The sequence below is a fragment of the Palleronia marisminoris genome (assembly GCF_900172315.1).
Taxonomy (GTDB): domain Bacteria; phylum Pseudomonadota; class Alphaproteobacteria; order Rhodobacterales; family Rhodobacteraceae; genus Palleronia; species Palleronia marisminoris.
Window position 1 is genome coordinate 1 of record NZ_FWFV01000011.1, and the last position, 13,644, is coordinate 13,644.

At 65.8% G+C, this 13,644-nt stretch carries 12 protein-coding genes; 7 read left to right on the forward strand and 5 right to left on the reverse strand.

What is annotated here, in order from left to right; all coding sequences use genetic code 11:
* Positions 1–866 precede the first annotated feature (866 nt).
* Together PAM7066_RS19555 and PAM7066_RS15605 are read right to left on the reverse strand one after the other, a co-directional pair.
* Positions 867–995: a hypothetical protein gene (locus tag PAM7066_RS19555; RefSeq protein ID WP_276326092.1), complete on the reverse strand. Its 129-nt coding sequence runs from the start codon at positions 993–995 to the stop codon at positions 867–869.
* 210 nt (positions 996–1,205) lie between these two features.
* On the reverse strand, positions 1,206–1,772 hold the full coding sequence (locus PAM7066_RS15605; protein ID WP_217639988.1) for a LysR family transcriptional regulator: 567 nt from the start codon (positions 1,770–1,772) through the stop codon (positions 1,206–1,208).
* A 174-nt stretch (positions 1,773–1,946) separates the two neighbouring features.
* Here PAM7066_RS15605 and PAM7066_RS15610 point away from each other — a divergent pair, with 174 nt between their 5' ends.
* A complete protein-coding gene (locus PAM7066_RS15610; RefSeq protein ID WP_276326093.1) occupies positions 1,947–2,342 on the forward strand; it encodes an aldo/keto reductase in 396 nt (131 codons plus the stop codon).
* A gap of 288 nt (positions 2,343–2,630) precedes the next feature.
* Here PAM7066_RS15610 and PAM7066_RS19055 read toward each other — a convergent pair whose 3' ends face one another.
* The gene (locus PAM7066_RS19055; RefSeq protein WP_175484696.1) at positions 2,631–2,780 is read right to left on the reverse strand and encodes a hypothetical protein; all 150 of its coding nucleotides are present in this window, start codon (positions 2,778–2,780) and stop codon (positions 2,631–2,633) included.
* 1,296 nt (positions 2,781–4,076) lie between these two features.
* Between PAM7066_RS19055 and PAM7066_RS15615 the strand changes: the two genes are divergently transcribed.
* Positions 4,077–4,994 carry an MYG1 family protein gene (locus PAM7066_RS15615; RefSeq protein ID WP_085855158.1) on the forward strand — a complete coding sequence of 306 codons (918 nt, stop codon included), beginning with the start codon at positions 4,077–4,079 and terminating at the stop codon, positions 4,992–4,994.
* A 35-nt stretch (positions 4,995–5,029) separates the two neighbouring features.
* On the opposite strand, the gene PAM7066_RS15620 is transcribed toward PAM7066_RS15615, so the two are convergent.
* Entirely contained in the window at positions 5,030–7,276 is a 2,247-nt protein-coding gene (locus PAM7066_RS15620) for a putative bifunctional diguanylate cyclase/phosphodiesterase (protein WP_175484697.1), read from the reverse strand.
* A gap of 234 nt (positions 7,277–7,510) precedes the next feature.
* On the opposite strand from PAM7066_RS15620, the gene PAM7066_RS15625 reads away from it, so the two are divergent.
* From PAM7066_RS15625 to PAM7066_RS15640, 4 genes are all read left to right on the forward strand, one after another.
* A complete protein-coding gene (locus PAM7066_RS15625; protein WP_085855160.1) occupies positions 7,511–8,752 on the forward strand; it encodes an Hsp70 family protein in 1,242 nt (413 codons plus the stop codon).
* Between the two features lie 188 nt (positions 8,753–8,940).
* Positions 8,941–10,203 carry an ergothioneine biosynthesis protein EgtB gene (gene egtB / locus PAM7066_RS15630; RefSeq protein ID WP_085855161.1) on the forward strand — a complete coding sequence of 421 codons (1,263 nt, stop codon included), beginning with the start codon at positions 8,941–8,943 and terminating at the stop codon, positions 10,201–10,203.
* 25 nt (positions 10,204–10,228) lie between these two features.
* On the forward strand, positions 10,229–11,149 hold the full coding sequence (gene egtD / locus PAM7066_RS15635; RefSeq protein ID WP_245749720.1) for an L-histidine N(alpha)-methyltransferase: 921 nt from the start codon (positions 10,229–10,231) through the stop codon (positions 11,147–11,149).
* A gap of 55 nt (positions 11,150–11,204) precedes the next feature.
* Positions 11,205–12,083 (forward strand): mechanosensitive ion channel domain-containing protein, encoded by an 879-nt coding sequence (locus PAM7066_RS15640; protein ID WP_085855163.1) that lies wholly within the window; start codon positions 11,205–11,207, stop codon positions 12,081–12,083.
* Positions 12,084–12,179: 96 nt separating this feature from the next.
* Here PAM7066_RS15640 and PAM7066_RS15645 read toward each other — a convergent pair whose 3' ends face one another.
* Entirely contained in the window at positions 12,180–13,121 is a 942-nt protein-coding gene (locus PAM7066_RS15645; protein WP_085855164.1) for a YihY/virulence factor BrkB family protein, read from the reverse strand.
* 232 nt (positions 13,122–13,353) lie between these two features.
* Here PAM7066_RS15645 and PAM7066_RS15650 point away from each other — a divergent pair, with 232 nt between their 5' ends.
* Entirely contained in the window at positions 13,354–13,632 is a 279-nt protein-coding gene (locus PAM7066_RS15650) for a GlsB/YeaQ/YmgE family stress response membrane protein (RefSeq protein WP_085855165.1), read from the forward strand.
* The last annotated feature ends 12 nt before the right edge of the window (positions 13,633–13,644 follow it).

Consider the following 13,644-nt stretch of genomic DNA (forward strand, 5'->3'; position numbering starts at 1 on the left):
TTCTTGTACCAGACCCGCAAGCTATCCGGGGAGCAGCCAAGCTTCCGGGCAATGTCGCGCACCGCCGCCGTCAAAGTGCTGTAGCCATCGAGATGGTCCGCAACCATCTGCACAGCCCGCTCGCGGAGCTCGGCCGGGTACGGGCTCGTCGTGTTCTTCTTGTCCATAGAGCAATCCTTCGAGAGTCTTGCTCTCCAAGCAACCCGGGGCGGTTCAGTGTGAGGTCCGCGACATGGGAGTGCAGGGAGTGTGGATCGGGCTGTCCGCGGGAATGGTTGCAACCAGCGTGCTAATGCTCGTGCGCCTGACAAGGGGACGTCACTTCGCATGAGGAATGCCGCGACATAGCTTGGGAAGTAGTATTCAGCGTCCATGGTGGCGTCGAGCGCAGCGAACCCGCCGTCGTTCGGGTGGAGCACGCTGCGCGCGGTCTCCTTCGCGAACGCGGTCTGGAGGCGGACGCCGTAGCCGTCGCTCATGTCCTGCGTCTGCGGGGTCTCCACGGGCGCATCGTCCTTGACGAAGAGGCTGAGAGCCGGGACCGTGGTGGATCTGTGTCACGGCGCAGGTCTAGTCTCGGGGTTCAGGAGGAGTCGCCCCCTCAGCGCATGTGCCGGATGAGGGACCAAGGGTCGGAGAAGCGGGTGTCGTGTGAAGATGCGGCATTGCGGGTCAGGCGAATGTTGGCGAGCAGGTGGTCGCTGGGTCCCAGCGGAGTTCCGTGCAGCGAGTGGTTCCGTCGACGTCCGGGCCATGCGCGCAGCAGCTACGCGATGGCACGCCAGGCAGCGCGGCCGTGTGAGCGAGCTTATTCGAGTGCAGCGATATGGACGGTCGGCGTCTCGGACTCCTTTCGTTCAGGGCTGTCATGCCGCCGCCATTCCGGGGGTGCGGCGGGCGAAGAACTGGCTCTCCTGTCGGACCTCGACGCGCTCGTTCGCCAAAGCGGCGGCGAAGTTGGCCTGGCCCGAGCGGAACGCGGCCTCGATCAGCATCAGGTCGATGACGTCGCGCTGCGCATGGCTTTGCCGGAGGCGAGATCGTCTGCGACATCTTCTTCCATATCCAGGCTGACGCAGCCACCTTCGCGGACCAACGCCAGGGCGAGGTCGGCGGAGTCGCAGATCAGCGGCCCTTCAACACGTTGCCGCAGGTCGCGCCCGTCCTTCTCGGATTCCCAAGGGCTGACGCTGCCGATGCTGAGGTTATGGTATGCGACACAGCGATGTTTGCGTAGGTCGCGGGGATGGGTCGGGCGGCCGTGGCGATCCCATGGCCACCACGAGATGCCGCAGGCGCGGGCCGACAGGCACGGCGATCATGTCCTTCTGGAAATCCTCGCCGAACCGCAGCCCCGCGTCGAAGCCGGCCGAGACGACGTCCTGCGACCTTTCGTCGACCGTGACACCCGGGTGGGCGGCAAGGAACGCGGGGAGACGGCGCGCGAGGAAAGTGGGCGCAAGCCAGTGAAACGTGGTGATGCGCACGATCCCCTCTGGCTCGTCGCGAAAGGCCGCCAGATCCGCCAGCCCCACATCGACCTCGGGCAGCGCCGGTGAGAGCCGGTCAAGCAGCGCCGCGCTCGCCTCGGTAGGGGCGACCGAGCGGGTGGATCGCGCGAGCAGCCGCACTCCGAGCCGTTCCTCGAGCCCGCGCATCGCATGGCTGAGCGCGGACGGCGACACGCCCACCTCGGACGCCGCGGCGGTAAAGCTGCGAGCCCGCGCGACCGCGGCAAAGCCGGCAAGATCGTTGAGCGGCAGTCGTGCCATCGCTGAACAGCCCACACAAGCTCATGGCAGGGATTGCACCCAATCCGGCCCGCCGCAGCCTTCTATCCTCGGATCAATAGAAGCAGACACCAATGCAGATGACCAACTATCGCCTGTGCGGCCGTTCCGGCCGCTCGGGGGCGGCCTGCTGATCGGTAAATACGGGCGCAAGAAATTGGCGGCAGCCTCCGAAAGGGAGACAATGCCCAATGCGGCCTTCGCGAGCGGCGACCAGCCGCGCGAACGCTTGAACGGCGCGAACCCCTATGGCGTGATGCTGTTCACGAGCGGAACTTCGACATCGTCAATACGGCGCGCGAGGTCGCCGCCGAGCTTGACGTGGCAATGGTGCAAGTCGCCCTCGCTTGGGTGCTGGGGCGGCAGGGGATGACCTCTCTGCTGCTGGGCGCGAGCCGCCCTGAACAGTTAAGTAGCCTCGCATTTTCGCTTGAGCTGACGGACGACCAGCCCGCGCGTCTGGACGCGGTTGGCGCGCTGCCATCGCTCAACCCGTACTTCATCTTCAACCTTCCGCGCGAGCCGATCTTCGGCGGTATGCGGGTGGGCTGACCGGCGCGAAACCCGGCCCACGGGCGGCCTGAAAATGGGGCAGACACGTCCCTTTTTCTGCAAAGGCAAATTCTGCTTCGCCCGACGAGTGATACCGAGCGGTGGTGTTACAAGATGTCAGAAGCGGGAATCCCCTTCCTCCCTCTGCGGACATCAATTCCATGACACATGAGGCCGCATTCAGTGAGCGGGATTTTCACAGTCGAGGCAAGCTGCTCCGGATCCATATGGAAGCCGGTCTTGGCAATGATCCATCCCCGCTGACTTCAGTCTCGCGCACGACGATTTTCATGTCATCCGTGGCGAAGTAGTCGGTGGCTCTTCGACTTTCACGGGCTTTTGCATTTGCTTCATAGCCTCGGCAATCTTGGCTTCCTGCTCGCGCATCCACCGATGCTCTTCAGCCTTGCCGCGCTCGCCGATTGGATTCGTCGACATGATGTCACTCCTCGAGTGAAATGCTGCACCTCGAGGCTACCATTTTTCAACCCATCCGACGAATCACAAATCGTAACGAAACAGCATGGCTACCTTGAGCGGACAATGCTTCCTCTCCTCAACCTCGGCAAAAACGTCCGCTTTTCTACGCCGGCGCGACGTCTGACATTAAGAATAATTCACCCTGAACAACTCCCAGACGCCTGAATTGGCGGCCTGATCGCGCCGATATGGTAGCGTGGAATCGCAGTCTTTCGTAAGCTGTGTCTCGAAACCTTGCGATCTCCGGAGCCGTGATGAAGCCTCGTCCCCGCGCACCCTCGCAGATGCTCGGCGCGGTCCTGGAATTCGGACACAAAGTTCGTCCTCGCAACCTGTCCGCGCAGGCAGCCGGGGCAGCTACCGAGATCGCTTCTCCGGCTACCGGGGGGGCAGGGGCGAGGAAGCGCTCGACGCAATTCCCGGGCCTCCCCGCGAGAGCAGTTCGGATCGGGCCCTTGGGATTCTACGGACAGCTGTATGGTTGGCCCGACGATCCAACGCGATCGATCCAGGGCCGATCCGAGACGTCCCGTGCGGCACATCGTGAAGAACTCGGCGACTGAGTCGATTAATACCGTGCTCGGCGTCGGAATCACCGAGCGGCGTTCCCACACATTTCAGAGCCTGTCCACCAAGATCGGCACCACCGGCAACGAATGGAGCGACTGCTCAAGAAGCTCGGGGAGAACCCGCCGGATGCAACGGAATCGAGAGCGGCAACATGGTGTTCAAGGCGGATCACGTCATGCCGCTGATCGAAGCGTCTCAGACCGCACACTTCGGAGGTGCCCGCCTACCTTGGTGCCAGCACGGGACCGATCGAGGCCCTGTACCGATTCGGGGTTGTGAAACCACTCGTTCCCAGCATGGGGCGGGACCTTCTGAAGACGTCTTCGCGCAGGTTCTCTCCGGAAACTAGATGCGAGGCGCCGAGCCGGTGTTGCCGGCATCGGAGCTGTTCTTGTCGACATGGACCAGATCGCGGCAAGCGAGACCGCCTGATCTCAACTTAGTGGAGAAGGAGAGCCCGCTTCGGCGGGCTTTTCTTGTTGCGATCCACCCGAATTCGCGCGATCTGTCCCCCTGCTTCCGCGCAACCGTCGCTCCGAAATGGAATACGGGTTCTGCAGGCCACTGTTCTCAGGACATCTTATCAGGTCTTCGAGATACCTTCATCCGGATTCACAGGCTGCTTCACCATCCGCGACACGACAGGGCGACCCGACCGGTCGCCCCTTTCATCTCAGGACGCCCATGACCATCACGCACCTCGTCACCCATTCCGGCGGCTTCCACGCGGACGAGCTTCTGTCTTCGGTCATCCTGACCCGTCTTTTTCCAGGGGCCGAGGTCACGCGGTCGCGCGATGCCGCCTGGATCACGCCGGGCGAAGGCAAGATCATCTATGACGTCGGGCGCTCCTACGACCCCGACACGCGGATCTTCGATCACCATCAGAGCCCCAATCCCCTGCGCGAGGATGGCCAGCCCTACAGCTCGTTCGGGCTGATCTGGAAGCACTACGGGCGCGACTACCTGCGCGCGCTGTCGGTGCCCGCGCAGGATCTCGACGACATCCACCGCAGCTTCGACCAGAGCTTCGTCCTGCCGGTCGACCTGATGGACAACGGGGCGCTGGAGCCATCGGTGGCGGGGCCCCTGGCCGGGATGACCCTGCCGGTCCTGCTGGAAACCCTGAAGCCCGCCTTCGACGATCGCGGCGCCGATGCCGACGACCAGGCCTTCGCCGCCGCCATTCCCGTTGCCCGCGCCTTCGTAGAGGCCGCGATAACCGTCAAGGCCGCCAAGCGCCGGGCCGAAGCCATGGTGGCAGAGGCGATCGCCGCCACCGGCGCGTCGCGCATCCTGGAACTGCCCATGGGCATGCCGTTCCGCTCGGCGGTCGAGAAGGCCGGCGCGGATCACCTGCTGTTCGTCATCCACCCCCGTGACAGCGACTGGGCGCTGACCACGATCCGCCAGAGCGCAGATACCTTCGAGTCCCGCGCCGACCTGCCCGCCACGTGGGCGGGCCTGACCGATGCCGAGCTCGAGCATGCCTCGGGCGTGCAGGGCGCCAAGTTCTGTCACAACGCCCGCTTCATCGCCGTCGCCAGCACGCGTGACGCGATCCTGCGGATGGCCGAGCTGGCGGTGGCGGATTGCACCTGAAATCGCCGGTCGGCACATGAAGCCGACCACGCCGTTCAGGAGGCGTCCCGCGGTATCAGCTCCGGGGGCAGGGGGCGCGCGATGCGGAATCCTTGGACCGCGTCGCAGCCGGTGCCCTTGAGCCAGTCGAGTTGCTCTTCCGTCTCGACGCCTTCGGCGATGATCCTCTTGCCGAGCTTCTGTCCCAGGTCGATCATCGCCTCGAGCAGGATGCGGCCGTCCCGGGTGTCTGTTCCCGCAATGAAGGTCCGGTCGATCTTGATCGTGTCGATCGGGAGATCCTTCAGGTAGCCGAGCGAGCTGTAACCGGTGCCGAAATCGTCCAGTGCCACTCGGACGCCGCGCGTCTGCAGGCCCGCCAGAAGAGCCGCCATCGGCTTGTCGGTCGGGTCCACGAGGAGCGTCTCGGTCAGTTCGACCTCGACGTCGGTCCTGTGCAGGTCGTAGGCGGCAAAGGCCTGGTCGAGCGCTTCCAGCACGCCGTCGCACCGCGCCTCGGCCGCCGAAACATTGATGCTGACCCGCAGATCGAGGCCCTGGTCGCGCCACGCCCGGACCTGGCGGCACGCCTCGTCCAGGACCCATTTCCCAAGCTGATGGATCAGGCCGGAACTCTCGGCCACCGGGATGAAGGCGTCGGGCATCAGAAGGCCGCGGGTCGGATGCCGCCACCGCACGAGCGCTTCGACCGACCTGACGCGACCATCCGAAAGATCGCGCTGAGGCTGATAGACCACCGTCAGCTCGCCCTGCTCGAGCGCCGTGCGCAGATCGGCTTCCGTGCGCCGCAGGCGCTGCGCCTCGGCTTCCATGCCGGGCTCGAAGAACCGGATGGTGCCCCGACCTTCGGCCTTCGCGCGATAGAGCGCGATGTCGGCGCCATGCAGAAGCAGGTCCAGCTCGTCCCCATCCTGCGGGAACACGACGATCCCCATGCTGACCGAAAGCGCCACCGACTGCGCGCCAAGGGTGAGCGGCTGCCTGACGGCCTCGCGTACCCGCTCGGCCAGGCGTTCGACCTCGGCGACGCCGCCGACATTCGGCAGGACGGCGACGAACTCGTCGCCACTCAGCCGCGCGAAGGTATCGGTGCTTCGAAGGGCACCGCTGACGCGTTCGGCCACGGCTTGGAGCACCTTGTCCCCTGCGGCGTGTCCGATCGTGTCGTTCACCTCCTTGAACCTGTCGACATCGAGCATCGCGAGGCCGAGGTAGTCGCCTTCCCGGTGCGTTCTCGCGGCCGCCTCGCGGAACCGGTCCTGAAGCAGCGTGCGGTTGGGCAGCCCGGTCAGCGCATCGTAGAGCGCCATGTGCTCGATCCGCTGCTCGGTTTTCTTCCGGGCGGTAATGTCGTGGTTCATCCCGACCCACCGGACGATGCGGCCGAGAGCATCGCGGATCGGCGCGGCCCTGACGCGCGACCAGCGCCACTCGTCGCCATGGCGGAGGCGATATTCCTCGCTGAGCGGCTCTTCGGCCCGCACCGCCTGCGGCCAGCGCAGTGCCACCGCCTGGCGATCATCGGGGTGGATTGCGTCCAGCCAGCCCTTGCCCCGGGCCTCTTCCTCTGTCTGGCCCGTATAGGAGCACCAACTTGCCGCATCGGTTATGCTTTCGCCGTCGGGATCCATCTCCCAGGTTGCCTGCGCGCTGCTTTCGACGAGCACCCGGAACTTCTCGAGGCTCGCGGTCAGCTTGACCTCTGCCCGACACCGCCCGACCGCCTCCCACAACCGTTCGGCGACCTCTTCGGTCAGCTTGACGTCGGCCGAGGGCCATCGACGGGGCGTGGCGAACTGGACACCGAGGATCGCGCGAAGCTGTCCCCCATCGATCAGCGGAACATGCGCCAGACTGGCGACGGAGACCTCGGCGAAGGTGGCAAGGGGGCCCTGGGCTGCCGTCCGCGGATCCTCGTGCACGTTCTCGATGACGAGCGTCTTGCCGGCTTTCATATGCTCGAGAACGGGGCGCCCGAAATCCTCGATCCTTCGGTGGCCGGTCTGGCCGGGCACCGTCCCCCGGCCCCAGAGGCGGGGCAGGATCCGGTATCCGTCGCTTTCGTCGATATCGGCATAGATGACGAGATCGGCGCCCAGTCGATGCCCGAGCGCCTCGCATGTCAGGTCGATGAGGGTCTCGGGCTGCTTCTCGGTCCTCAGCCGGTCGAGGAGGTTCAGAATGAAGACGCGCCTCTCCGCCTCTTCGGTCCGCTGCGGATCTTGCGCCCGCCGATAAACGGCCTGCCGTTCACGGGCAGGATTCCTGGCGTTCCTGGTCATACGTTTCTCCGACAATAGAGCCCAAACCGGCATGCGCGGGCGACGCGAAATCCATTCGACGGTTGCATAGAGCGGGTGATTCGGCACGAAAAACTTCGTCGATCGTCACGGCACCGGGGCAGCACAGGCTTGCGACGAGCACATTCGATGCCCTCCAGCGGGGACGGGCCGGCGCTCACTTGACCAGAGTCGCGGACGACCGTAGCTCGCCTGCTTTCACGACCGAGAGGGAAGATGATGGCGCGGACGCTGGGGATCGACTTCGGAACATCTAACTCGGCGGCGGGCTACCTGGTCGATGGGGCGCCGCGCTTGATCGAGTTCGACGGCGACCGGACGATGCCGACGGCGATCTTCCTCGACTACGACGCGCGCGAGACCTTGATGGGCGCCGCCGCGAACGAGGCCCTTCTCGAGGGAAGCGAGGGTCGGTACATGCGCGCCCTGAAGCGGGCCCTGGGCACGTCCCTGATGCACGAAAAACGGCAGCTGATGAACGAGCGCATCACCTTCGTGGACCTGATCGCCCGCTTCCTGCGGCGGATCAAGGCGCAGGCGGAGCAAGAGACGGGCCTCGTCTTTGACCAGGCCCTGTCCGGGCGTCCCGTCTTCTTCCACAAGGCGGGCGACGCAAGAGAGCAGCAGGCCGAGGACGACCTGCGTGCCTGCTACCTCGCAGCCGGTTTTCGGGACGTCGCGTTCATGGCCGAACCGGAAGCCGCCGCGATCGCCTCCAATGCTCTGGAGCGTCCCGGCGAGGTCGGCCTCATCGTCGATATCGGCGGGGGCACCTCGGACTTTTCGGTGTTCCGCTCCGGCGCCGACGGGGTGTCGATCCTCGCGAACCACGGCGTCCGGATCGGCGGGACCGATTTCGACCGCTCGATCAGCTTCGATCACGTCATGCCCCTGATGGGGAAGGGATCGCGCCTGAGGAAGGTGATGGGCGAGGGCACCACCCCCGTACCGCAGGCGATCTACAACGACCTCGCGACCTGGGAGCACATCCCGTTTCTCTACACCGCGCAGACCCGCCGTCAGGTCGCCGAGATGGTCAAGCTCGCTGCCGAGCCCGACAAGCTCGAGCGCCTCGCCAGGATCCTAGAGGATGAACTGGGGCATGAACTGGCCTTTGCGGTCGAGGCCGGGAAGATCGACGTCAACCGGAACGGCTATGCCGGGACGATCGGAATGTCCGAGATCGAACCCGGCCTCTCGATGACGATCCGGGCGGAGCAGGTCGCGGCCAGCCTGGAGCCTTTCGCGCGTGAGCTCTCCACCGGCCTGGAGGACACCCTTGTCCTTGCCGAAACGGAGGCGGCCGCGATCGACCGCGTGATCTACGTTGGCGGCTCCAGCCTCATGACGATGGTGTCCGACACGATGAAGGCGGCCCTGCCGGACGCGCGCCACGAATTCGCCGAGGTCTTCACGGCCGTCGCGGATGGGTTGGCCATCGCCGCCGGGCGGACCTGACGAAGGCGCGCCGAGCTGTTGCAGCCTGCGCGGCGCGGGAGCCACCGATGCCCGCGAGGCGACCCGCCCGGGAAGATCGAACGCCGCGTCCGCTGCACCGGTGGCCATTTCCCGCTTGAAACGAGCCTGTCTCGCTTAGGTTGCTGTGGAGCGGGTTGGACCCGCGTGCCACATCAGGAGTGACCCCGATGAACGTCGCCCCCAAGCCATTGCCGCGCAGCGCCGCCATGGACCTGTTCACCAGCACGCGGGCGCGCAGCCAGGCCCTGGCGGCGCCGCTTTGTCCCGAGGACATGATGCTGCAGAGCATGGAGGATGCCTCGCCCGTCAAATGGCACCTGGCCCATACGACGTGGTTCTTCGAAGAGTTCATCCTGAAGCCGCGCGTCCGCAACTACGCCTCGCCGGACGACCGCTTCGCGTTCCTTTTCAACTCGTACTACACGCAGGCCGGCCCACGACATGCGCGCGACCGAAGGGGCCTCGTGTCGCGCCCGGATGGCGAGGCGGTGCGCGACTACCGCGCCCATGTCGAGGACAGCCTCGCCAGCCTGATGAGTGCGGCGCGCGACGACAGCGACGACATCGCCGCTCTGGTCGAACTCGGCTGCCATCACGAGATGCAGCACCAGGAACTTCTGGTCACCGACCTGCTGCACGGGCTCAGCTTCAACCCGTTGCTGCCCGCCTACAAGGACCCCGAGCCGCTTCCCGTCACCTCCGAGGTGCCGCTGACCTTCACCCGCCATGACGGCGGCCTCGTCGAGATCGGCCATGACGGCCAAGGGTTCGCCTATGATTGCGAAGGCCCGCGTCACAAGGTCTGGCTCGACCCGTTCGACATCGCCGACCGGCCGGTCACCAACCGCGATTGGATCGAATTCATGGAGGATGGCGGCTACGGCGACACCCGCCATTGGCTGATGGAGGGACACGCCGTCGCCACGCGGGAAGGGTGGGAGCATCCGCTCTACTGGTGGCGGCAGGACGATGAATGGTGGACCTATACGCTGCGGGGACCTCAGCCGGTCGCTCTCGACGCGCCCGTTGTCCATGTCAGCTATTACGAGGCCGACGCGTTCGCGCGCTGGGCCGGGCGCCGTCTGCCGACCGAAGCCGAGCACGAGGTCGCGTTCCGAACGGCTCCGATCGGCGGCAACCTGATGGGCGAGGCCGGCGCGATCGGAGCGCTGCGCCCTCTGCCCGGCAAGGGCGTCTGGGGCGATGTATGGGAGTGGACCGCCTCCGACTTCGCGCCCTATCCCGGGTTCCGCCCGCCCGAAGGCGCATTGGGCGAGTACAACGGCAAGTTCATGGTCAATCAGCGGGTCCTCCGCGGCGGTTCCTGCGCCACGCCGAAGAAGCAGATGCGGACGACCTACCGAACCTTCTTCTATCCGCATCAGCGCTGGCAGATGCTGGGCCTGCGCCTGGCCGGCGATGCCGCGTGACCGAATCTCCACGGGGCCGGACCCGGTGAGCACCGAGTTGCTCGAGGATGCGATCGCGGGGCTGTCGGCCAGCCCCAAAACCCTGAGCCCCAAATGGCTCTACGACGAGCGCGGCAGCGAGCTCTTCGAGCAGATCACCGAGCTGCCCGAATACTACCTGACCCGCGCCGAGACCGGGATCCTGGAGGTCCATGCCGGAAAGCTCGTCGATCTCGTGCCCGCGGGCGGCGCGCTGATCGAACTGGGGTCGGGGGCGTCGGTCAAGACCCGGTTGCTGCTGGATGCCGCGACGCATCTGGATGCCTATGTCCCGGTCGACATCTCGGCAGACTTTCTGCACCGCACTGCGGATGATCTGCGGGGGCGTTACCCGGACCTCAGGATCGTCCCCTTGGTCGGCGATTTCTCGCAGCCGCTGGACCTGCCCCAGCCGGTGATGGATCATCCGAAGGTGGGGTTCTTCCCGGGCTCGACCATCGGAAATCTCGGTCCCCGCGCGGCGCGGGCGCTGCTGCGGAACGCGCGCACGTGGCGAAACGTTCAAGGCTTCATCCTCGGCTTCGATCTGGTCAAGAACCAGAGAGAACTGGTCGCGGCCTATGACGATGCCCGGGGCGTGACGGCCCGGTTCATCGGCAACATCCTGGTCCGGCTCAACCGCGAGACAGGGGCGAATTTCGACCCCGAGGCCTTCTCGTACGAGGCGCGCTGGAACGCCGAGGCCACCCGGATCGACATGCGGCTGGTCTCGACCCGGCAGCAGGTGGTGGACCTAGCCGGAACCCGGATCGCATTCGAGGCCGGAGAGTCGATCCATGTCAGCGCGTCCCGCAAGTTCACGCCGGACAGCCTCGCCGCGCTGGTCGGTTCTGCGGGATGGAAGCTGGATCGTACCCTGACGGATGCCGGAAACCGCTTTGCCATCGCATTTCTGACGCCCGCATAGGCCGCCGGCCCCGGGCGATCTTGCGTCCGCCCGCGGTAACATTCAGTTTCCGCGCATGTTCAATACGCTCAACCTGCCCTTCGATCCGACTGTCCTGTTGCAACTCGACCTGCTCGCGTCGCTGCTGCTACTCGTCGTGCTCTGGATCGCGCGCAAGATCGTGGTGGGCACGATCCGCGCCCGCACGGAGCTGCCGCCGCATGACCAGCGGCGCCTGATCGCCACGAGTCGCAACGTCTTCCTCTTCCTGCTGCTCGTCGGGCTCGTGCTGATCTGGGCGCCGCAGCTCCGCACGTTCGCCTTGTCGCTGACCGCGGTGGCCGTGGCGATCGTCGTGGCGACGAAAGAGCTGATCCTGTGCCTGTCCGGGGCGGTTCTGCGGGCCACGACCCGCGCCTTCGGTATCGGCGACTGGATCGAGGTGGGCGACAACCGGGGCGAAGTCACCGACCACACGTTGCTCGCTACCACGCTCGAAGAGTTCGGGACCGGCCCCCACATCTATACGCCGACGGGACGGATGATCGTGCTGCCCAACAGCATGCTTCTGACGACGCCCGTCCGAAACCAGACGGCCCTGCGCGAGGATACCTATCACCGCTTCGCGGTGACGCTCGATCCCGTGCCGGCGCTGGGTGGGAAGCGAGAGGTGGTCACCCGGATCGTGCACCGCCACTACGAGCCGTTCCGGGAGCGGGCCGCCCGCGCCAGCGACTTGATCGAGCGCCGAACCCGGTCGGACTTGCCGGACCCCACGCCTGCCATCCGCCTCCGCACGTCCGACCTTGGGAAGCTGAGGGTGGAGATCACCCTCTTCTGCCCGTCCCGAGAGGCCGAGCGTCTCGAAAGCGACATCACGTGGGACCTCCTCGCCACCCTGAGGTCGGCGGACCCGAAAGATGCGGACGAACAGGCGGAGGACAAGGCGACCTGACCGGCCGTCGCTCCCAAGCGCAAAGCCCATCAATTCTCGGGCGACTTCACGGCGGCGCAGGAACGTCGGTGCGCGGCATCGACGAAGATCGCGCCGTCAGTCGCGAGCACGCATGACCCGCGCAAGGCGGCGGATCTTGAGGGCGCGATTGAACTCTCCGCCGAAGATGAGAACCAGCGCGGCAAGGTACATGAAGTACAGCGCCGCCACGATGCCGGCGAGGCCCGCGTAGTAGCTCGAATAGCTGGCGAAGCTTCGCAGGTAGAACGAGAAGGCTGCCGTCAGCAGTATCCACATCGTCACCGTGAAAAGCACCCCCGGCCAGATGTTCGCGAACCGCGTGCGCCGCGCGGGAAGGAAGACATGGGCGACAAACAGGGATGCCGCAAGGATCACGGTGACCGCGGGGTAGCGGATCAGTCCGACCGTCACCGATGCGGGGTCGAAGCCCGGCAGCAGCGCGTGCAGCATCGACCCGGCCCGCGGCGCGATCACCAGCAGGTATCCGACCAGGACGAGCACCAGGCTGGCCAGAAGGACCACCCCGACTTGCACGCCATACACGACCAGGATCGAGCGGCTCTCGCGGATGCCATAGGCCCGGTTGAGCCCGACCCGGACGCCGTCGACGCCCCCCACCGCGAACCAGATCGTCAGCAGGATACCGATGCTGAGGACCCCGCCCCGCTGCACGGTCATCACCTGCTCCACCTCCGACACGATCGGCTGGACGAGCGCCTGCGGCACGATCGCGATCAGGAACGCGTTCAGCGTGTCGGCCATCGAGCGGTCGCCGATGAAGGCGGTCAGGGAACTGGTGAAGATCAGGAACGGGAAGATCGCCAGCAGGGCGCGGAACGCCACGTTGCCGGCAAGGCCGAACGCGTCGTCGCTCCAGAGTCTCAGGGAGGCTTCGCGTATCACGGCCCAGGCGGCGCTCAATCCCGTCCCGTGGAGCAGATCTTCGGGATGCTCGCTGACTATCCCGTGCGTCAGGACGGCGTCGCGCCCCATTTCATGATCCGGCTTGGCATTCATGCATCGGCTCCCGCGCACCAGCGATCCCGACGCGAATCCAGGCTCGCTGGCAGGTCGGACTTTGCACTAACCCGCCAGTCACAGCGCGGTTGCGACGAACGGCGGATGTCGGCGGGTCGCGGGATGTGCTGCCCCTGCAACTCTCTTCGTGGCCGAGGGAACCGTCACCGGTCCGCAATTGATCGCCGGCAGGTATCTGGCAAGGTACAGATCCGGAAGCGAGGGGTGAGTTATGGAAGGACTGCTGGATGCGATCGGCGCGGTGGCGCTGACGTTGCTTGTCGTGATCGGGCTGGTGGCCGGATTCATCGCGGGCAAGATCGCGGGTCGCAACATGGTGCTGTACCTGATCGTCGGCGTCGCGGCGGCGGTAGCCATCCCCTTCCTCCTGGCCGCGCTGGGGCTGGGTGTGTTGGCTGCGGGCGGCCTTCTGCTGCTGCTGGCCGTGGCGGCCGTCGGAGCGGTCGTGGTGCTCGCGGTCGTTCGGGCACTGGTCGGCCGCCGGAAGTAGGAACTGTTGCGC

Excerpts from the sequence above, each read along its gene's own strand:
- PAM7066_RS15650 (WP_085855165.1), top strand. The coding sequence starts at position 13,354 with ATGGAAGGACTGCTGGATGCGATCGGCGCGGTGGCGCTGACGTTGCTT.
- PAM7066_RS15625 (WP_085855160.1), top strand. The coding sequence starts at position 7,511 with ATGATGGCGCGGACGCTGGGGATCGACTTCGGAACATCTAACTCGGCG.
- PAM7066_RS15615 (WP_085855158.1), top strand. The coding sequence starts at position 4,077 with ATGACCATCACGCACCTCGTCACCCATTCCGGCGGCTTCCACGCGGAC.
- PAM7066_RS15640 (WP_085855163.1), top strand. The coding sequence starts at position 11,205 with ATGTTCAATACGCTCAACCTGCCCTTCGATCCGACTGTCCTGTTGCAA.
- PAM7066_RS19555 (WP_276326092.1), bottom strand. The coding sequence starts at position 995 with ATGCTGATCGAGGCCGCGTTCCGCTCGGGCCAGGCCAACTTCGCCGCC.
- PAM7066_RS15605 (WP_217639988.1), bottom strand. The coding sequence starts at position 1,772 with ATGGCACGACTGCCGCTCAACGATCTTGCCGGCTTTGCCGCGGTCGCG.
- egtB (WP_085855161.1), top strand. The coding sequence starts at position 8,941 with ATGAACGTCGCCCCCAAGCCATTGCCGCGCAGCGCCGCCATGGACCTG.
- PAM7066_RS15645 (WP_085855164.1), bottom strand. The coding sequence starts at position 13,121 with ATGAATGCCAAGCCGGATCATGAAATGGGGCGCGACGCCGTCCTGACG.
- PAM7066_RS19055 (WP_175484696.1), bottom strand. The coding sequence starts at position 2,780 with ATGTCGACGAATCCAATCGGCGAGCGCGGCAAGGCTGAAGAGCATCGG.
- PAM7066_RS15620 (WP_175484697.1), bottom strand. The coding sequence starts at position 7,276 with ATGACCAGGAACGCCAGGAATCCTGCCCGTGAACGGCAGGCCGTTTAT.